Source organism: Paenibacillus mesotrionivorans, from assembly GCF_046098205.1.
GTDB classification, from domain to species: Bacteria; Bacillota; Bacilli; order Paenibacillales; family NBRC-103111; genus Paenibacillus_AR; species Paenibacillus_AR mesotrionivorans.
The window spans coordinates 334,182-353,622 of sequence record NZ_JBJURJ010000006.1 but is presented as its reverse complement, the minus strand read 5'-3'; the positions used below and the strand labels follow the sequence as shown (position 1 = coordinate 353,622).

The following is a 19,441-nucleotide window of genomic DNA, read 5'->3' as shown; positions in this document are numbered from 1 at the left end:
TTTTGGAGGTAATACCATGCAAACAGGTACAGTTAAATGGTTCAACGCAGAAAAGGGCTTCGGTTTCATCGAAGTTGAAGGCGGCAACGATGTATTCGTTCACTTCAGCGCTATCGTTGGCGAAGGCTTCAAGACTTTGGACGAAGGCCAACGCGTTGAGTTCAACGTAGTTCAAGGCAACCGCGGCCCGCAAGCCGAAAACGTTGTTAAGCTGTAAGATCTGACGATCATAGCTGCTCCTTAGCCTTAATGGTTGGGGGCGGCTTTTTATTTTTTTTGTGCTGTATGATACACTGACCCGTGAGCGTAAGCGGCGGCGCCTCTAGTCCGCTAACCTCGATTTAGTCCGAAAAAGATTATCCGGAAAGCCAGGAGGGATATTCATGTATTCACGGAATAAATGGAGGGAAGAGATTCCCTGCGAGGCAACGGCTGTTTGGGTATGCTCGAACGAGGAATGTACGTGCTGGATGAGGAATAACTTTTCCTTTGAGTCCATCCCCACGTGCTGGAAATGCCAATCTCCAATGACAAGCGGCACAAGACAGCTTCCTCCGATCCATAACAATAACCCGGAGATGAAGGGCAGATAATGAGATCCAACCATACATGCAGGCGGCGGACCAAGTCCGGCCGCCTTTTTTTTATTTCGTTAAGCCGGGAAAAAACCGGAAAGCAGGGAACCTTTTAGGAATTGACCACCTTAATAACCATTGTTAAAAAACTGTACACATTTTGTGTGTAAACTTATATCACAAGTCCCCGCTTTTGTGTTAATCTATGAAGCAATAAATCATTTTTGTCCTCGCTGGGGAGACGTTTGTTTTTGAATGACGGAACAAAAGGGGGATTAAATTATTATTTACAACCCGCGACATATGATGTTATAATTACTCACACATTCCTAACATACGAGAGGTGTACTAATGGAATATTACATTCAACAGATCATCAATGGTCTGTCGGTGGGAAGCATTTACGCACTCATCGCTTTGGGCTATACCATGGTTTACGGCATTATTAAGCTGATCAACTTCGCACACGGCGACGTGTTTATGGTAGGCGCCTTCGCAGGCCTCTATATTGCCAAGGGTTTGGATCAATACAATCTTCCCCCGGTTGTTGTGTTTCTTGTTGCCTTGATATTCTCCATGGCCTTCAGTGCGATTCTCGGCATGGTCATCGAACGGATCGCGTACCGTCCGCTGCGGAATGCATCGCGGATTTCCATTCTGATTACGGCAGTGGGCGTTTCGTTCCTGCTGGAGAATGGCGGCATCTTTATTGTCGGTCCGCAGCCCAAGGGCTTCCCTGAGATCATCGCCAAGAAGCAATTTGAAATTCTGGGCCTGCAGATTGATTCCAACCAAATTATGATTCTGCTGATTACGGTTCTGCTGATGGTTGTCCTGCAATACATTGTCCAAAAGACCAAAACAGGCAAGGCCATGCGTGCCGTATCCTTCGATATGGAAGCAGCCCGCTTGATGGGCATTAATGTGGACCGGACCATCTCCTCCACCTTTGCCATCGGCTCCGCACTTGCAGCTGCAGCCGGCGTTATCTTCGGCATGACATACAATTCCGTTGACCCGCTGATGGGTATGCTTCCCGGCTTGAAGGCCTTCGTTGCCGCCGTTTTGGGCGGAATCGGCAGTATTCCCGGTGCTCTTGTAGGCGGCTTGCTTCTGGGAACCGTAGAAACCGGCGTTTCCTCCGTGGGTTACTCCATGTGGCGCGACGGCGTTGCCTTCGCTGTGCTGATCCTCATCCTGATCTTCAAACCCTCCGGCCTGTTCGGCAAGAACATCCGGGAGAAAGTGTAGGTGCCGGCCATGCTGAAAGCAGCAAAACCCTTTGCCTCCATGCTGGTTGGCTGTCTCGTCGTCTTCTTTATCTTCCAGGTGCTGGTGTCCGGCGGAACATTGAATGATGTGGCCGAAACCACCCTGATCCTCATTTGTATCAATATCATCCTCACCGTATCGCTAAACCTCATTAACGGTTTTACCGGACAATTCTCCCTGGGCCATGCCGGGTTTATGTCCATCGGTGCCTATACGTCAGCCATTCTCACATTGGATTTCGACTGGGCATTTCCGCTGGCGATTGTAGCCGGGGGAACTGTAGCAGCCCTGTTCGGCTTGCTCATAGGCTTGCCTACCCTTCGTCTGAAGGGCGACTATCTGGCTATTGCCACCCTGGGTCTTGGGGAAATCATCCGGATTGCCCTGCTGAATACGGAATATGTAGGCGGCGCATCAGGACTCAGCGGTATTCCCGCCAAAACCACCTGGGGATGGGTATTCCTCTTCACCGTCATCACGATAATCGTCATCCAGAACTTCGTACGCTCCACCCACGGCCGGGCCTGCATTGCCATTCGCGAGAATGAGATTGCTGCCGAATCCATGGGAATCAATACCACCATCTACAAGGTCATCGCCTTTGTGATCGGGTCCTTCTTCGCCGGTGTCGGCGGAGCGCTTTATGCCCACAAGTTCTATGTTATTAATCCCACCAGCTTTAACTTCCTGAAATCCTTCGAAATTCTGGTTATGGTCGTATTAGGCGGCCTAGGCAGCACCACGGGAGCCATTGTCGGAGCTGTTGCACTTACCATGATCTTCACTCTGCTGCAGGATTATCCCGAATTGCGTATGATCATTTACTCCCTGGCGCTGATTATTATGATGATCTTCCGTCCGGGCGGCATGATGGGCAACAAGGAGTTCAATTATAAATTCATAACCAAATGGTTCCGGAAGAAAGGAGCGAATGTCCATGACGGCGACATCACTAGCGCTTCTTAATGTCAAACAGGCCAGCCGTACCTTCGGTGGTCTGAAGGCCTTGACCGATGTTTCCCTGTATCTGAATGAGGGTGAGCTCATCGGACTCATCGGCCCCAACGGTGCCGGCAAAACAACCCTGTTCAATCTGTTGACCGGCGTATACGAGCCTTCCGAAGGACAGGTGCTGCTCTCCGGCGAGTCCATCGGTGGTATGAAGCCTTATAGAATCAACTGGAAAGGTGCAGCACGCACCTTCCAAAATATCCGGTTGTTCGGAAACATGACCGTAGAGGAGAACGTAAAGATTGCTTTCCACCAGCATGCCAAGCACAGCGTGTGGACCACCTTCCTGAGGCTTCCGGCGTTTTTCAAGGGCGAGCAGGAAATCACCAACGAGGCATTGAATCTGCTCAAAATTTTTAAGCTGGACCATATGAAGGATGAGCTGGCCAAAAACCTAAGCTACGGCAATCAGCGCCGCCTGGAAATTGCCCGTGCCCTGGCCTCCCGGCCCAAGCTGCTCCTGCTGGATGAGCCGGCCGCCGGCATGAACCCCAATGAAACCGAAGAGCTGATGCATCTGATCCGCTGGATCCGGGAGGAATTCAATCTGACCATCCTTCTGATCGAGCATGACATGGGTCTGGTTATGGGTGTGTGTGACCGTATTTATGTACTGGACCGGGGTATGCTGATTGCCAACGGCACGCCGGAGATGATCCGCTCGAATCCGAAGGTAATCGAGGCATACTTGGGACAGGAGGCTTAATTTCATGCTGAAGGTTGAAGACATCAATGTGTATTACGGAGCCATCCATGCGCTTCAGGGAGTTAGTCTGGAGGTGCTGGAGGGGGAAATCGTCACCCTGATTGGCGCTAACGGAGCAGGCAAGTCCACCCTGCTGAAAACCCTGTCCGGCTTATTGAAGCCGAAAACCGGAGACATCAAGTTCCTGGGCAAATCCATCGCCGGGCAGTCGGCTACCTCCATCGTGATGCAGGGATTGATCCATTGTCCTGAAGGCCGCCGGGTATTCGCCAATATGACCGTGGAGGAAAACCTGGAGCTGGGTGCTTACCTGCGCAAGGATCATCAGGAGATCAAGAAGGATATGGAAGGTGTGTACGAACGTTTCCCCCGGCTGCTTGAACGCAAAAAGCAGCAGTCCGGCACCCTGTCAGGCGGGGAGCAGCAAATGCTGGCTATCGGCCGGGCGCTGATGTCCCGTCCCAAGCTGCTGCTGCTGGATGAGCCCTCCATGGGGCTTGCACCGCTCCTTGTTCAAGACATCTTCCGCACCGTCGAGGAAATCAACAAACAAGGCACCACGGTTCTGCTTGTAGAGCAAAACGCCAACCAGGCCTTGAAGATCGCCCATCGTGCCTATGTACTCGAAACCGGCAATATCGTATTGTCCGGCAATGCTGCAGAGCTGTCGCAATCCGAGGAGATCAAGGCAGCCTATCTCGGCGGCCACTAAGCAACGATTCCCCCAAAAGTGAAGTAAAGCTCTGTAGCTTATTCCGATTACTTTTGGGGGAGCCCCCTTCACGAATGAAACGTGCCCCAGACACGTTCAGAATATACAATCCATCATTAATAGGAGAAGGAAGGGAATCAAACATGAAGAAAACATGGATCGCTGCGGCTACGGCACTTGTGCTGACAGTCGCCCCCCTGGCAGGCTGCGGGGAGAAAAAAGAGACCACCGCAAGCGGCGGGGATGCAGGTGCAGGGGGTACCATCAAGATTGGAGCCAACTTCGAGATGACCGGCGGGCAAGCTTCCTTCGGCAACTCTTCGATGAAGGGATTGAAGCTGGCGGTGAAGGAAATCAATGCTGCCGGCGGCGTGCTGGGCAAGCAGCTTGAGCTGGTTCAAGCCGATAATGCCTCCAAGTCCGAGGAAGCAACACGGGCAGCACAGAAGCTGATCTCCAACGACAAGGTTGTGGCGCTGATCGGGCCCGTAACCTCCACCAACACCTTGGGCGCCGTGCCGGTTGCACAAGAGAAGAAAGTACCGTTGATCACCACCTCCGCCACCAACCCTAAGGTGACCGTGGACGAGCGTACCGGTAAGGTGAATGATTATGTATTCCGTGTTTGCTTCATTGACCCCTTCCAAGGTAAAGTGGCAGCGGACTTCGCCTCCAAGGAGCTGAAGGTGAAGAATGCAGCCATCTATCTGGACTCCTCCTCTGACTATTCCAAGGGTCTCCAAAAGTTCTTTAAGGAAACCTTCACCAAAAACGGCGGCACTATTGTAGCTGAAGAATCCTACCAACAAAAGGATACTGACTTCAAAGCCGTCTTGACCCGTATCAAGGAAAAGAACCCGGAATTCATCTACGTTCCCGGATACTATGAAGAAGTTGGCAAGATCGTGAAGCAAGCCCGTGAGCTGGGTATCAAGGCTCCTATCATGGGCGGCGACGGCTGGGATTCCCCGCAGCTGCTGGAGATTGCCGGTAAGGACGCTCTGAACAACACCTATCTGTCCAACCACTATGCAGCTGATGACAGCTCTGCCGAGATCAAGAAATTCGTTGAAGCCTTCAAGAAGGATAACAACAACGAAACTCCCGACTCTCTGGCTGCCCTGGGCTATGACGCTGTAAACATGCTGGTTGACGCCATCAAACGCGCCAACTCCGTAGAGCCCCAGAAGATCACCGATGCCCTGGCCAAAACCAAGGATCTGAAGCTGGCTACCGGCTCCCTGACTCTGAATGAAACCCACGACCCGGTTAAGTCCGCAGTTGTGCTGGAGTACAAGGACGGCAAACAAGTGTTCAAAGCAAAGGTAAACCCGTAAGCCGTAGCAACAGCTCAGGTATGAAAAAACCGCTGCTCCTGTTATAAACAGGGGCGGCGGTTTTTGGGTTGTTTGTCGTTTATTTCCGGCAATGCGTTATCACAGTAAAAGGTGAAAGCTGCGCCGCGGCCCTCCGGAGGGCCGCTCTAACCGGAAAAGGGCACAGACACAAGCTCCTCATACATGGGCAGCTTCCCCAGATGGCTCCGGTACAGTACCAGCCGGTCAGCCGTCCACGCATACGCCGCAGCCCCCTTGGGGAAGACAGCAGCCAACGCCTCCTTGGACACGGGAGAGCTTCCTGTATATTGGCGGGCCAGGGTCAGGTGGGGCGAATAAGCCCGCTCCTCCGGTGTATACCCCAAGGACGTCTGGCAATCTGACACACGGGCCTGCAGCTCCCTGAGCCTGGCGACCTCGCCCTGAAGGCCCGCCCATAACACCCGGGGTGTGCGTGGCGGTCCGAATACTCCGGCCTCCTCCAGCCGCAGAGGGAATGGATGAAGGCCTGCGGCAGCCTCCCGCAGACGCTCCGCCACCGCATCAACGGCAGAGGAGGCCATGTCACCGAGGAATACCAGCGTCAGATGCAGGTCCTGGGGATGGACCCATTTTTGGAAAGGATATTGTTTTTGCAGCTGCTCCATATCTGTTTTTAGGATATCCTTTAATGGCAGGGGCAGGGGCAGCGCAGCGAATAAACGGATCGTTTGCTCCCGTGGCGGGGACATATCAATCACCTCTTCATAAATAGAATACCTATGTGAAATGAATTATAATCAAGAGGTGAATTTCCCCGCGAGAAACCGCATGTAAAGGAAGGAGACTGCCCGATGATCGTACGCAATTATTTGGATGCCCCGCTCAAAACCGCCAGCAGCCACAAGGGCAAGGGTGAGGTCCGTTCCGTGAAGCTGTTCAGTGAAGAAGATTATGACAGCAAGCTCCGGTTCTTCTATTACATGGAGCTGCCCCCGGGCACCTCCATCGGCTATCATACCCATAAGGACACCAATGAGGAGGTATATGTCATAGTGGAAGGACATGGCCTCATGACCGTGAACGGGGAGGAGCGTGAGGTGAAGCCGGGAGATGTGATTCTCAATAAACCGGGCTGGAGCCATGGCCTGGAGAACCGCTCCGGCTCATTAGTGAAGCTGCTGGTATATGAGGCGGATGTATAACGGAAGAAAAGGAACCGGTTTCCCCGCAGCTCCTTACTCCTCCGGACGCTCCTTATCCGAGTTGTAGCCCTGCTCGCCGAAGGGCATTAACTCCCGCAGCCATTTTTCCTTCAGTTTTTTCAGCTCGCGTTTTTCGTCGAAGGGGCCGGTTTCCGGTCTCTTTAGTTTTTCCAGCACCTCAAAAGCAAAGGAGTCCTCCCCCAATGCCGTCCAATCCTTCTGGAGCTGGCGGTTCATATGGCTGCCCAAATCAAGAGAAAGCTTAAGTCCGTTAAGTTTCTTAAGGTTCGGGGTGCTTTCCACCAGAATTCTGCCGCTTTTGAGATTGCGGATGCCATAAACCCCCGCTTCAATCTTGATCTCCTTCGCCTGCTCCTGCAATTCCTTCCGCCGATCCACAGCGTCATCTTCCTTTCTGCGCGCTAAGCGCCAATACTCACTTCCATCTTTTTTTCGCTCCATATATCCATAATCCACCAGACTCCGCCGCAGCAGGGCATAATCCGCATATACGGGCTCCAGGACATCATTAACCTCTTGCTCGGTATAGAGCTTCCCATAGGCGAAATGCTCGGCAATCACACCCAGCACCAGCTGAAGCGGCTTGCTTCGTGAGGGATAACGGGCCAGGGGACCGTCTGTACCCAGAGGAAAAAAGGCGGCCAATTCATCCTGATTGGTCCGTTTTGCTTTCGAGCCATGTGGGGCAGGGGTTGTGCCGGACAGGGTGCCTGAGGCTTTGGACCCTTGGCCGGACAACAGCTCCATCACAGCCAGAAACAGCCGGGCCTGGCGTTCCTTCTCCCGTAAGGCAAAACGGTGGTTGCGGATGGTCGATGGACTGCCGATGCCCATTTCCTTCTGAATCCGGTCGTCACCCATTCCTTGGGCGGCCAGCTCCAAAAGCCGCTTATGGGTGCCCGTCAGGCCGGTGGCGCTTTTGTCCAGGGCCAGCAGATAAGAGAGCATACCGCCGTGCTTTTCTTCTATATGCAGCTCCATATAACGCTCCGCATCATAAAAACGGCCGTCACCGGGATAAACTACGCCGGTTTCAGTCTCAAAGCCGCAGCACAGGCAAGTCCTCTGCCGTCCCTCCTGCCGGTAGCCAAGCTTCAGTTCCTCTACCGAGGCCTCGTACAAGGATTTATCCATAAACAAAACCTCATTTCGTCTATATTTACATAAACAATTTATCATAATGTCTATGTAAATACAAACGACAGTTTTTTTATAGCGTTCTATCGGGTTCTGGAAATACGACGGCCTTCAGCTTGTCCGCACCTAAAAAAAACACAAACCGACTCACAGGGACTCCATTTTGGGATTGGCGGAATCACGGTACGATAAAGGCAGATTCAGTGACTTAACTAAAGGGAAGGAGGGAATGGGATGCCTCATATTACCATCAAGATGTATGAAGGGCGCACCCCCGAGCAAAAGGAGGAAATCGTAACCGTTTTTACCAAGGAGCTGTCCCGGATTATCCAACGGGAGGAGCAATACATTACCATCGAATTCAACGAAATTCCGCTGGACGATAACGCCCCGGCGAATTTGCGAAAAACGTAGGTTACACTTACGATGCTGGTTTTGCTAGGGTGAGTTTTCATACACGCCCTAACGCAAAACTCTAGGGAGGAAACGGAATATGGCTGCTAAAGTAACAGCCGCGGATCGGGTAAGCTACAAGACGGCGACCAAACATTCTCTTTTCACATACATGTGGAAATACAGAACCTTGTACCTGATTGCCTTGCCCGGGATCATCTATTTCATCATCTTCAAATATGTGCCGCTGGCCGGGTCGGTCATTGCGTTTCAGAACTACAACATCTTCAAGGGTTTTACCGGCAGTGAATGGGTCGGGCTGGAGCATTTCAAGACAATGTTCCAGTACCAGGACTTCCTGCGGATCCTGACCAATACGATTCTGCTGGGATTGTACGACCTGGTATTTGCCTTCCCGGCGCCGATTATTCTGGCCCTGCTCTTGAACGAAATCCGGCTGGTGGTGTACAAACGGGTGCTGCAAACCGTGGTTTACATGCCCCACTTCCTGTCCTGGGTTATTATCAGCGGTATCGCTTTGGGCATTCTGTCTCCGTCTACAGGCATCGTGAACCATGTGCTTGAATGGATGGGCTTCGAGCCGATCTACTTCCTTGGTGAAAATTCCTACATCCGCACCGTGCTCATCGGCTCCGGCATCTGGCGGGACTCGGGCTACGGCACCATTATTTATCTGGCGGCGCTGGCGGGCATCAACCCCGATTTGTACGAAGCCGCCGAGGTGGACGGAGCGGGACGCTGGAAGCAAACCATGGCCATTACGCTGCCATCCTTGATCCCCACCATCATGATCCTGTTCCTGCTGCATATCGGCAAGTTCCTGGATTTGGGCTTTGAGCGGGTATGGGTATTCCTGAATGCGCTGAATACAGGCAACGGTGAAATCCTCGACACCTACATCTACAAGGCAGGCCTCTTGTCCCAGCAATACAGCTATACCACTGCCGTCGGGCTGTTCAAGTCCGTGGTGGGGCTGATGCTGGTGTTCATCGGGAACTTCCTGAGCAAAAAAACCACCGGCGAATCCCTGTATTAGTCTATGCTTACGATGCCGGCTTTCCTGGCGGAAAGCCCTTAGGAGGTGTGAACAATGAGAGCGCGTTATACCCGCGGACAAAATATCTTCAATATCTTCAACCTGGTGCTGCTGACGCTGATTGCCATGGCGATGTTCCTGCCGTTCCTGAACGTTATCGCCCAGTCCTTCAGCACCTCCGACGCCATTATTAACGGCCGGGTAGGCCTGTGGCCCAAGGAATTCACCATGATCAACTATGAATACGTGTTCAGCGATCAATCCATCTGGCGGGCCTTCGGCGTGTCGGTCTACATTACTCTGATGGGCACATTAATCAACCTGGCGGCCACTTCTTCCTTGGCCTATCCGGTATCCCGCCCCGAATTTGTGGGCCGCAAGTACATTGTGCTGATGGTGCTGTTCACCATGGTATTCACCGCACCCCTGATTCCTAACTTTATCCTGATCAAAAATGTGGGTCTGATGAACACCCTGTGGGCGTTGATGATTCCCGGCGCCATCAGTGCCTTTAACTTCTTCGTGATGCGCAGCTTTTTCATGCAGATCCCGTCCGAGCTTATCGATGCATCCCGGATCGACGGCTGCGGCGAGCTGCGGATTATCTACAGCATCGTGCTGCCTTTGTCCAAGCCGGTTATGGCTTCCCTGGGAATTTTCTACGCGGTCGGACACTGGAATGCATACATGAATGCCCTGTATTACATCAATAAGCCGTCCTTATGGCCCCTGCAGGTGAAGCTGAAGAAGCTGTTTGAGAGCGATGACATCAGCATCGACCCCGCTTCCTCGGCCTTCAGCGCCCTGGCCCACACCTCTCCGGAGGGGATCAAAATGGCGGTCATCATTATCGCCACGCTTCCCATTATCATGGTGTATCCTTTCCTGCAGCGGCATTTTGTACAGGGGATGATGGTAGGCTCCGTAAAATCCTGATTGCCCGATTGTGGTACAATAAAACACATGTGCACGTTCGGAGCATGAGCCGGTCTGTTTGGCCGAAAGCCGCGCCGCTATTGGGAATTTCTTCTTGGACAGGCGTTTCAGCAGACTAGACCGGACACAGCAAAAGGGGGCTTCCAGCATGAGAAAAATCGTCATTGTGGATGACGAGCCAGTAATCCGAAAAGGTCTTTCCGTTATGGTCCGGCAGATTATCGGGCCAACGGCGGATATCCGCCTGGCCGCGGACGGAGAGGAAGCGCTGGCTCTCATGATGGAGGATCAGCCCGATTATTTGTTCACCGATATCCGGATGCCCCGGATGGACGGTCTGGAGCTGTGCCGTCGGCTTTCCGGCATGGACTGTGAGACTCAAGTGGTTGTGGTTTCCGGCTACGGGGATTTCGAGTACGCCCGCCAATGCGTTTCCTATGGGGTGAAGGAGTACCTTCTGAAGCCGGTAGGCCGGGCGGAGCTGCAGAAAACCATTGCCAAGCTGGAGGAGGCGGCCAATGAGCCCGCCGGCTTCGTAGCCGTTGCCAAGCTGGACGGCTGGGTGGAGCGGCTGCATGATGCGGTGTGGAACCTGGAGCAGGAGAAGCTGCAGTCGGTGCTCCAGGAATGGGAGCAGGAGGTGCTCCGGCGCAAAATGAGCCGCAGCCAGCACAAAGAGCTGCTGGAGGAGGGTTATACGCTGTTGATCCGGCGGCTCCTCGCCAGCTCCGTCAACCCTGCCCAAAGTGTGCTTGGGCTGCCGGATACGGCTTCCCCTGCGGAATTATTCGCCAGGTTCGCCCAGGCGGTGCGGGACATTCTCCAGGAGCTGCGGGTGAAGCGCAAGGGCAAGGCCAAGGACCCGGTGGAGGAAGCCAAGGCGTTTATGGAGGAGAATCTGGCCCGGGAAATTTCTCTGGAGGAGGTTGCCGAGCTGCTGGGTCTGAATCCGTCATATTTCAGCCAGCTGTTCAAGCAGGTGACAGGGGAAACCTTCGTCCACTACCGGATCAGCCGCAGGATGGAGCGGGCCAAGAAGCTGCTGGGGCAGTCCCATTACAGGATTACGGATATTTCCTTTGAGGTGGGCTATGCGGATCATCCCCATTTCACCAAAACCTTCAAGAAATATACCGGCCTGTCCCCGTCAGAATACCGCAGTCAGCTGGGGATTGAATAATGCTGCGCAAAAGCCTTTCCACCAAGCTGTTCGTCTCTTTTCTGACGGTGATCGTCCTGTCCTTGTCCATGGTGGGTTTCATCTCGTACTTCCAGGCCTCCAGCGCCTTGGACCGGTCCACGGAACGGACCATTGCCCAGGTGATTCGCAGTGCCTCCTACCAGACGGATTTGTACCTGCAAAATTATGAAAAGGCCAGCGATTCCATCCTGTCCTATTACCAGGTGAAGCAGTTTCTGGACATGGACCCGGAGGACAGCTATTCCTATTACCAATACACCAATGACATTCAGAAGTACCTTTTCCGCTCGTTGTTTATTCTGTACCCGCAGATCAGCTTGATGTACATCATTAATGAAAGCGGCAAGGCGGTCAGCGACGACAACGCCAATCAGGCGTACAGCACCCAGTTCAATGCGGAGGAGCGGTACCGGACCCTGGCGTCCCAGACCCCGGAGAGCGGGAGAATCGCCATTCTCAACACCAATGTGCAAAATGTCCCCAACGCCGGCATCATCAGTATGGTGCGGCAGATCCGCGGCGTATCCTCGTACCGCCCCAACGGGATATTGGCCATTGAGTTCAAGGCCCAGGAGCTGGCCCGGATCTGGGAGCCGCTGGATTTGGGGCAGGGAGGCTTCTTCTTTATCCTGGACGAATTCGGCAAACCCTTGTACCAGCCCACCGCTGCGGGCAAAACGCTGCCGGCCGAGCTCTTGGCCAATGTGGCGGCCCATCCCAATACCTCCTACATTGAGGGGGTGGAGGGCAAGGATTACCTGTTCGTCTCCCGGAAGTCCGACTACTCCAACTGGCAGCTGGTTGTGACTATGCCGGTCAGTGAGCTCCGGGAGCCCATCGCCACCATCCGCACCACCACTATCCTTGTTGGAGTGCTGACTCTGGCAGGAACCCTGCTTTTGGCTACCCGCTTCGGCCAATCCATTACCCGGCCCATCCGGGTGTTGAAGGAAGGGATGCGGGAGACGGAAAAAGGAAATTGGCAGCGTCTGGACATCGACGACCGCCAGGATGAGCTGGGCGGGCTGATGCGCAGCTATAACCTTATGGTCAGCCGGCTGTCGCAGATGATTGAGCGGGTGTATGAAGCGGAGCTCACCACCCAAAAAGCGGCGCTGGAGCTTCAGGAAACCCGGCTGGAGCGGCAGCAGGCGGAATTTCAGGCCTTGCAGCTGCAGATTAACCCGCATTTTCTGTATAACACGCTGGAAACCATCAAGAGCTACGCGGTGATCCAGGATTCTGATGAAATTACCGAAATGGTGGAGGCTATGGCCTTTATGCTCCGTTATTCCATCCAGACCAATCTGGAGGAAATCACCATCGCCAATGAGCTTCGCCATGTCCTGAGCTACATGACCATTCTCAAGCACCGCATCGACCGGGAGTTCGAAATCGATGTGGTAATCCCGCCGGGGCTATTGCTGGAGAAAACGGTGCGGCTTACGCTGCAGCCCCTAATCGAGAATATCTTCCAGCATGCCTTCCCCGGGGGAATCGAGGCCCATCATGCCATTCGCATCGATGCCCGGATTGAGGACGGCCGGTTCCTGGTGATGGTAGAGGACAACGGCGTGGGCATCACCCCGGAGCGGCTGGACCGGCTCCGGGAGAAGCTGAAGCTGAACCAGTTGGCCGGAGTGGAGGACGACTCCCTGTACCACCGGGGCGGCATCGGGCTCATGAACGTACACCGCCGGATCCAGATGGTGTTCGGCGAGGAGTATGGGCTCAGCGTGCAAAGCCGCCAAGGGGAAGGGACACGGATGACCCTGTCCATGCCCGCGGAGCGGCGCAACAGCCAGCTGGCGGAGCGGAAGTAGGGAGCGGGGAGGGGCTGAGGGGATGCTTCCCCGTGTAAGCCATCTAAGCTCCCCCAGCTCTAACGGAAGTGAGCGCCGCTATTTGGCTCAAAACCGGCTTTTTGAAATTGTAACGGAAGTGAGCGCTCTTATTTCGCACAAAACGCTCCAAAATGAGCTCCTGCAGCGGAAATAGCGGCTCTGGCCGCCGTTAGAAATGGCAGTCCCCCGTTTGAGGGGGAATAGCGGCTGTGACCGCCGTTAGAAAAAACAACCAAACTACTATTAGGAGGATTCATCCATATGCATATCGATCTGACAGGTAAAATCGCACTCGTAACCGGTTCCAACGCAGGTTTGGGACGCCAAATTGCCGAAACTCTGGCTGCTTCCGGCGCCAAGGTGGCCATTAACTACTTGTACGGTGACCCGGTTGAGGCTGTTGAAGCCATCCGCCAGGCAGGCGGCGAGGCCCATGCCTTCAAGGCGGATGCCACCAGTCCTGCAGAGCTGGACCAAATGGTGAAGGAAATCGAGGCCCATTTTGGCGGAACCGTGGATATTCTGGTGAACAACGCAGGGGGTATGATCAAACGGGTGCCCAATGCAGAGATGGATGAAGAGCATTATAACAAGGTGATGGACGTCAACTTCAAGTCCTGCGTGTTTGCCTGCAAGGCCGTGGCCGCGGGTATGATCGCCAAGAAGGCCGGCAAAATCATCAACGTGGCATCCCTGGCAGCCCATGACGGCGGCGGCCCCGGCGCATCCATCTATGCAGCCAGCAAAGCAGCCGTATGGTCCTATTCCAAGGGTCTGGCCAAGGAGCTGGCCCCTCACGGCATTAATGTCAACGCCATTTCCCCTGGCTTCATCGGCCAAACCGCCTTCCACGCCACCTTTACTGCAGATGCAGCACGGCAGGCGACCATTGCCAAGATTCCTCTGGGCCGGGAAGGCGCACCGCAGGATGTGGGACGGGTTACCCTGTTCCTGGCGTCGGAGCTGGCGGATTACCTGACCGGGGAAACCATTGAGATCAACGGAGGGTTGTTCATGCGATGAAAACCATCCGAGACAAAACCGCAGCATGGGGCTGGGCCCGTCAAGCAGCCGATGAGCTGAAGGCGGAGCTGGCGCAGTGGCGGGGCAGAACGGAGGGACAACCGGAAGGGGGCGGACAGCCGCTCCCCCGGGAGATCCGGCTGCCTCTGGAGCCCGGCGGCTGGTGGCACCAGTATGTGTGCCCCGAGCATCATGCGGAGCTGCTGTTTGACCCCATGGAGGAGGACGCCGTCCAATTCCGCTGCCCCCACGGCTGTGTGCTGGAGGGAGAGCCGTACAGGGGAGCTTGGCTGGTGTTCCGGCACCAGATCATGGCCCGTTACGCCCTGCAGGCGGCAGCGGTATACGCGGCCGACGGTGAGGAATGGTGCGCAGAGACAGCCCGGGAAATCCTGGCCGGGTATGCCCGCCAGTTCCCGCATTATCCCGTCCATCCCGAGGCCCAGCCCTGGATGCTGAAGGGCAGAGCCTTCCATCAAGCTTTGACGGAGGCCATCTGGTCCACTACCCTGATCCGGGCATATTTGCTGCTGAAGGACTGCGGAGTGGAATTTGATCCCGCGGATGAAGCGGCGCTGCAGACCTTCTTCACCATGCTGGAGAGCAGCATGGAGCAGTACCGCCACATTCTCATCCATGAGAAGAAGAATGCGGAAAACAATTATACGGCCTGGCTCAATGCCAGCCTGGCCTGCGTATACGCCGCCAAAGGGGCGGAGCGGTCCAAGCTCCAGAGCCTGCTGGACGGGCCGGGCGGCTTTTATCACCATTTGTCCATCGGCGTAAAGCCCGACGGTTTCGAATTCGAGGGCAGCACCTATTACCATGTGTTCGTGCTGCGGGCTTATCTGATAGCCGCCGAGATGTGTTTGCGCTTCGGCGTGGATCTGTATGGCGCCAAGGGAGAGGCGGGCCAGTCGCTCCAGGGTATGCTGCAGGTGCTGGCGGAGCTGGCAAGTGATTCGGGGCAGCTGCCTGCGCTGCATGATGGCCCATATAACCGCGTTCCTTTTGCGCGGGAAATCGTTGAAGTGTTCGAGGCCGGTTTATCCGTATACGGGAACCGGGATCTGTTGCCGGTATTGGCCCACAGCTACTGCTATATGTTTGGGGCGGAAAAGCGGGGCGGTCTGGAGGCGTTGCTGTACGGCAACGGCCTGGTTACAGAAGCAGACCTGCTGAAGAGCCAGGAGGCTACGGTGCCGGGGAGAGAGCGGCAGAGCGAGGTTGAAGCGGTGCCGGAGATGGCGCGGCAAAACGAGGCAGGAGAGGTGTCCGAGGCAGAGCTGTTTGCAGCCTCTGCCGGTCAAGAGCGTCGGTCCCTGCTGCTGGAGGAATCCGGCTTTGCCGTCCTGCGGCACAAAGGAAACCCCTTGTCCGTTCAAACGGACTTCGGCGAGCATGGAGGCTCACATGGGCATTTTGACAAGCTGCATGTGTCCATCACGCACCGGCTGGGGGAAGTGGCGCCGGAGCTGGGCACCGTGCCCTACGGCTCCGCTCTGCGCCTCGGCTGGTATGCGACTACCGCCAGCCACAACACGGTGAGCATTGGCGGCCGCTCACAGGCCCCCCATACGTCTGCATGCACCCTGTTCCGGGACGATGAGCGCGGAACCTGCATCCGGCTCCGTTCGGAAGGCGCGTATCCGGGCGCTGTGCTGGAACGCCATCTTCTTTTGGACGGGGAGGTCCTGGTGGACTGGTTTCGCGTGGAGACGGAGGGTGTGGAGGCGGTAGACTGGTGGATGCATCCGTCCGCCGATCTTGTTTTGCCTCAGGAGGAGAGCTGGACTGCGATTGAGCCCCGGGCGGCCGGTACGGAGGACGGGTATGCCCATGTGGAGCTGTTGGCCTGCCGGAGCAACACCTCGTCTGCGGCCCAGTCGGCGGCGTGGCTCATGAACGGTGCGGGTGTAACGGGCGGCAGCTTTAGGGTTCAAGCTGCGCTGCTGCAACCGCCGGAAGCGGAGCTGTTCCACATCCGTACACCCGGTATTGCCGAGGACCCCAGCCAGAGCATTGGCGGACTACTGATGCGGCAGAAGGGAACGGCTGCAGAGTTTGTGGCTGTGTACCGGGCCGGAGGGGAGCCACTTCGGCTCTCCACAATGGTACGGGACGGAGCAGGGCTGGTTGTGCAAGTGGAGGCGGGAGTCCCTGGGGCCTCCAGCTTCAGCCGAAGCTTCGCTATTGATCCGGTGCAGGGGTTGGTACGGTTGGATTAGTGCTTAACCTGCAAGTCTGAAGCTTTATCATAAAGATGGTGTCGGGGCGGCCGCGTGCCGCCCTTGACTTAATGGAGGATGTCCTATGGCTACACCATTATTTCAACCTCATAACGGTGTGCTCGATGTGGCTTACGCCCCGGAGGAGCATACGGAAATTGCCGAAAATCCGCCCCGCTTTACCTGGATGCCTGCGGTTTTGGAGGGGGGCGCCTACCGGCTGCAATTATCGGCGGACCCTGGCTTTGCCCCGGAAACCACACGGGAGTATGCGGGTATCCCTTATAACCTGTTTACACCGGACGAGGTTCTGGCACCGGGCGGCTACTACTGGCGGTACGCCTTGGTTGCCGAGGACGGCAGCTTCTCCGAGTGGAGCAAGATCAGAGCCTTCACGGTGGCTCCCGGCGTGCCGGAGACACCCTTGCCCGCCCGCGACAGCCGGTATACGGCTGCCGCAGCTGCCCATCCCCGCCTGTGGCTGCAGGCGGAGGAGCTGCCCCGCTTCCGCGATGCGGTGAAGCGGGATCCCGAGAGCACCGGCTGGGCCGGGTTTCTGGCCGAAGCCGTTCTGCCTTGGGCGGAGCGGCCGCTGATTGCCGAGCCGCAGCCTTACCCTGGCAACAAACGGGTGGCTTCCTTGTGGCGGCAGATGTACATCGACTGCCAGGAGATGCTTTATGCCATCCGGCATCTGGCTGTGGCAGGGGTGGTTCTGGAGGATGCGGAGCTGATCGCGAAGGCCAAGGCGTGGCTGCTCCATGCTGCTTCATGGAATCCAGACGGCCCAACCCACCGGGATTACAACGACGAAGCTGCGTTCCGTATGGCGGGGGCCTTGGCCTGGGGGTATGACTGGCTGTACGGGGAGCTGACCGGGGAGGAGCGTGTGTTTGTGCGCCGGGTGCTTCTTGAACGCACCCGCCAGGTGGCCTTCCATGTGATCGAACGCTCGCGGATTCACCATGTGCCTTATGACAGCCATGCGGTCCGGTCCTTGTCCTCTGTGCTGATCCCCTGCTGCACGGCCATGCTTGGTGAAGAAGAGGAAGCCCGGGATTGGCTTGACTATGCACTGGAATATTTTTCGGCGATGTATACCCCCTGGGGCGGCAAGGACGGCGGCTGGGCGGAGGGGGCCATGTACTGGACTACTCAGATGGCCTTTGTCACCGAAGCACTGAATCTGGTCCGCAAGTACACCGGCATCAACTTCTATGACCGTCCTTTTTTCCGCAAAACCGGGGATTTCCCCTTATATACGCTCAGTCCCGACACGCTGCGGGCCAGCTTCTGCGACCAGTCCTCCCTGGGGGACCCGGTGAACCTGAAGACGGGCTTCAATATCCGGCAGTTCGCCGGGGTGACGGGCAATGGCCTGTACCAGTGGTACTATGAGCAGACGCGGGAGCTGAACCCTGACAGCCAAATGATCTTTTACAATTACGGCTGGTGGGATTTCCGCTTCGACGAAATGGTCTACCGCTGGGATTACCCGCAGGTGGAGGCGGTAGCGCCGCTTGCGGCGGAGCCTGTGAAGTGGTTCCAGGACGTGGGCTGGGTGGCGATGCACCACCGGATGGACGATCCGACAGAGCATATCATGCTCCTGGCCAAAAGCAGCCGCTACGGCTCCGTCAGCCACAGCCACGGGGACCAGAATGCGTTTCTGCTCCATGCCTACGGGGAACCGCTGGCGATTGAAAGCGGGTATTATGTGGCGTTCAACAGCACCATGCATATGCAATGGCGCAAGGCCACCCGCTCCAAGAATGTGATTCTCATCGACGGCCAAGGGCAGTATGCCGGTACGGACAAAACCAAGAATATGGCCGCTACGGGAACAGTGCTGGAGGCATGGCACCGGGACGGCGTCAGCTTCACCTCTATGGATGCTACGGAAGCCTACCGGGAGCATGTACCCTATATTCGGCGGTATACACGGGAATATTATCTGATGGACAGCGCCTACGTGGTGATTGTGGATGCGGTGGATCTGGCGCAGCCGGGCCAGGTGGATTGGCTGTTCCATACGCTGTATCCCATGACGCTGAAGGGGCAGACGTTTCTGGTGAATGGGGTCAAGGCCCAAATGGAAGGGCGTTTTGTGTACAGCTCCTCCGGCGACCTGGTGCTGTCCCAGGAGAGCGGGTTTGGCGGTGTTGATCCGGCGGAGTGGGAGGGGCAGCCGCCCCACTGGCATCTGGCGGCGTCCACCCGGGAAGCGGCCAGCCACCGGATGGTGACCCTGCTGACGCCGCGGAAGGCGGGGATGCAGGATTATGTGTCGTATTTTATGGATGACCAGGGACATGGGGTCCACTTATACTTTACGTACCAAGGCGTGAGCCGCCGGGTGGAGGTTGCCAAGCCGTATTAAACGGCGGTGGATTCGCCGGCCTCCGTTATCGCTGCTGCGGTTATGCCCAGCCTATGCCCGCTAGTAGCAACAGCTGTGGGGTAACGGAACTCAGCGACGCTTACAGAGGAAAATTGGGTTAGTTTAAACTCTAACGGAACTCAGGCGCTCTTACAGGGGATAACGGTGGACTAATCAGCGGTTTTTTGGCGCTAAGGGCCTGCCAGTTCCGTTACCGCTCCGACTGGTGCATTTTTCGGCGCTAAGGGTCTGTGAGTTCCGTAACAGGCCCGCGGCCCGACAGTCTACCCAACCCCAATCTAAAAAAATGACAATCCCACATGGAATCATTCCATTGTGGCAAACCCGCTCCGGCGATAAGATATAGCCATGAAAGATAAAGCGTTTACAAAAGCGCTTTACCCACTCAGTCATCCGCCTATAT

Annotated in this window: 18 protein-coding genes; 16 read left to right on the top strand and 2 right to left on the bottom strand. The window is 55.7% G+C overall.

Features of this window, described 5'->3' with window-relative positions:
- Window positions 1–16: 16 nt before the first annotated feature.
- From ACI1P1_RS11505 to ACI1P1_RS11475, 7 genes are all read left to right on the top strand, one after another.
- Window positions 17–217, top strand: coding sequence for a cold-shock protein (locus ACI1P1_RS11505; RefSeq protein WP_112884929.1), 201 nt, complete (start codon window positions 17–19; stop codon window positions 215–217).
- A gap of 166 nt (window positions 218–383) precedes the next feature.
- Window positions 384–593 carry a cold-inducible protein YdjO-related protein gene (locus ACI1P1_RS11500; RefSeq protein WP_416216529.1) on the top strand — a complete coding sequence of 70 codons (210 nt, stop codon included), beginning with the start codon at window positions 384–386 and terminating at the stop codon, window positions 591–593.
- A gap of 333 nt (window positions 594–926) precedes the next feature.
- The gene (locus ACI1P1_RS11495) at window positions 927–1,826 is read left to right on the top strand and encodes a branched-chain amino acid ABC transporter permease (protein WP_416216528.1); all 900 of its coding nucleotides are present in this window, start codon (window positions 927–929) and stop codon (window positions 1,824–1,826) included.
- A gap of 9 nt (window positions 1,827–1,835) precedes the next feature.
- Entirely contained in the window at window positions 1,836–2,813 is a 978-nt protein-coding gene (locus tag ACI1P1_RS11490) for a branched-chain amino acid ABC transporter permease (protein ID WP_416216527.1), read from the top strand.
- Window positions 2,785–3,564 carry an ABC transporter ATP-binding protein gene (locus tag ACI1P1_RS11485; protein ID WP_416216526.1) on the top strand — a complete coding sequence of 260 codons (780 nt, stop codon included), beginning with the start codon at window positions 2,785–2,787 and terminating at the stop codon, window positions 3,562–3,564. Before ACI1P1_RS11490 ends, ACI1P1_RS11485 begins: the two co-directional genes overlap by 29 nt.
- 4 nt (window positions 3,565–3,568) lie before the next feature.
- Window positions 3,569–4,276 carry an ABC transporter ATP-binding protein gene (locus ACI1P1_RS11480; protein WP_416216525.1) on the top strand — a complete coding sequence of 236 codons (708 nt, stop codon included), beginning with the start codon at window positions 3,569–3,571 and terminating at the stop codon, window positions 4,274–4,276.
- Window positions 4,277–4,419: 143 nt separating this feature from the next.
- Window positions 4,420–5,613, top strand: a complete 1,194-nt coding sequence (locus tag ACI1P1_RS11475) for an ABC transporter substrate-binding protein (RefSeq protein ID WP_416216524.1) — start codon at window positions 4,420–4,422, stop codon at window positions 5,611–5,613.
- A 146-nt stretch (window positions 5,614–5,759) separates the two neighbouring features.
- Here ACI1P1_RS11475 and thpR read toward each other — a convergent pair whose 3' ends face one another.
- On the bottom strand, window positions 5,760–6,344 hold the full coding sequence (thpR, locus tag ACI1P1_RS11470; protein WP_416216523.1) for an RNA 2',3'-cyclic phosphodiesterase: 585 nt from the start codon (window positions 6,342–6,344) through the stop codon (window positions 5,760–5,762).
- A 102-nt stretch (window positions 6,345–6,446) separates the two neighbouring features.
- Here thpR and ACI1P1_RS11465 point away from each other — a divergent pair, with 102 nt between their 5' ends.
- Window positions 6,447–6,797 (top strand): cupin domain-containing protein, encoded by a 351-nt coding sequence (locus ACI1P1_RS11465; RefSeq protein ID WP_416216522.1) that lies wholly within the window; start codon window positions 6,447–6,449, stop codon window positions 6,795–6,797.
- Between the two features lie 33 nt (window positions 6,798–6,830).
- On the opposite strand, the gene ACI1P1_RS11460 is transcribed toward ACI1P1_RS11465, so the two are convergent.
- On the bottom strand, window positions 6,831–7,952 hold the full coding sequence (locus ACI1P1_RS11460; protein ID WP_416216521.1) for a DUF2087 domain-containing protein: 1,122 nt from the start codon (window positions 7,950–7,952) through the stop codon (window positions 6,831–6,833).
- A gap of 237 nt (window positions 7,953–8,189) precedes the next feature.
- On the opposite strand from ACI1P1_RS11460, the gene ACI1P1_RS11455 reads away from it, so the two are divergent.
- The 8 genes from ACI1P1_RS11455 (at window position 8,190) to ACI1P1_RS11420 (ending at window position 19,017) form a co-directional block, all read left to right on the top strand.
- Complete coding sequence (locus tag ACI1P1_RS11455; RefSeq protein WP_416216520.1) at window positions 8,190–8,369, top strand: tautomerase family protein; 180 nt, start codon at window positions 8,190–8,192, stop codon at window positions 8,367–8,369.
- Between the two features lie 79 nt (window positions 8,370–8,448).
- Window positions 8,449–9,405, top strand: a complete 957-nt coding sequence (locus ACI1P1_RS11450) for an ABC transporter permease (protein WP_416216519.1) — start codon at window positions 8,449–8,451, stop codon at window positions 9,403–9,405.
- Between the two features lie 54 nt (window positions 9,406–9,459).
- The gene (locus ACI1P1_RS11445) at window positions 9,460–10,341 is read left to right on the top strand and encodes a carbohydrate ABC transporter permease (protein WP_416216518.1); all 882 of its coding nucleotides are present in this window, start codon (window positions 9,460–9,462) and stop codon (window positions 10,339–10,341) included.
- Between the two features lie 148 nt (window positions 10,342–10,489).
- Window positions 10,490–11,521 (top strand): response regulator transcription factor, encoded by a 1,032-nt coding sequence (locus ACI1P1_RS11440; protein WP_416216517.1) that lies wholly within the window; start codon window positions 10,490–10,492, stop codon window positions 11,519–11,521.
- Window positions 11,521–13,365, top strand: coding sequence for a cache domain-containing sensor histidine kinase (locus ACI1P1_RS11435; protein ID WP_416216516.1), 1,845 nt, complete (start codon window positions 11,521–11,523; stop codon window positions 13,363–13,365). The genes ACI1P1_RS11440 and ACI1P1_RS11435 overlap by 1 nt, the downstream gene beginning before the upstream one ends.
- A gap of 282 nt (window positions 13,366–13,647) precedes the next feature.
- Complete coding sequence (locus ACI1P1_RS11430) at window positions 13,648–14,409, top strand: SDR family NAD(P)-dependent oxidoreductase (protein ID WP_416216515.1); 762 nt, start codon at window positions 13,648–13,650, stop codon at window positions 14,407–14,409.
- On the top strand, window positions 14,406–16,637 hold the full coding sequence (locus ACI1P1_RS11425) for a heparinase II/III domain-containing protein (RefSeq protein ID WP_416216514.1): 2,232 nt from the start codon (window positions 14,406–14,408) through the stop codon (window positions 16,635–16,637). Before ACI1P1_RS11430 ends, ACI1P1_RS11425 begins: the two co-directional genes overlap by 4 nt.
- A gap of 85 nt (window positions 16,638–16,722) precedes the next feature.
- Window positions 16,723–19,017, top strand: coding sequence for a DUF4962 domain-containing protein (locus ACI1P1_RS11420; RefSeq protein WP_416216513.1), 2,295 nt, complete (start codon window positions 16,723–16,725; stop codon window positions 19,015–19,017).
- The last annotated feature ends 424 nt before the right edge of the window (window positions 19,018–19,441 follow it).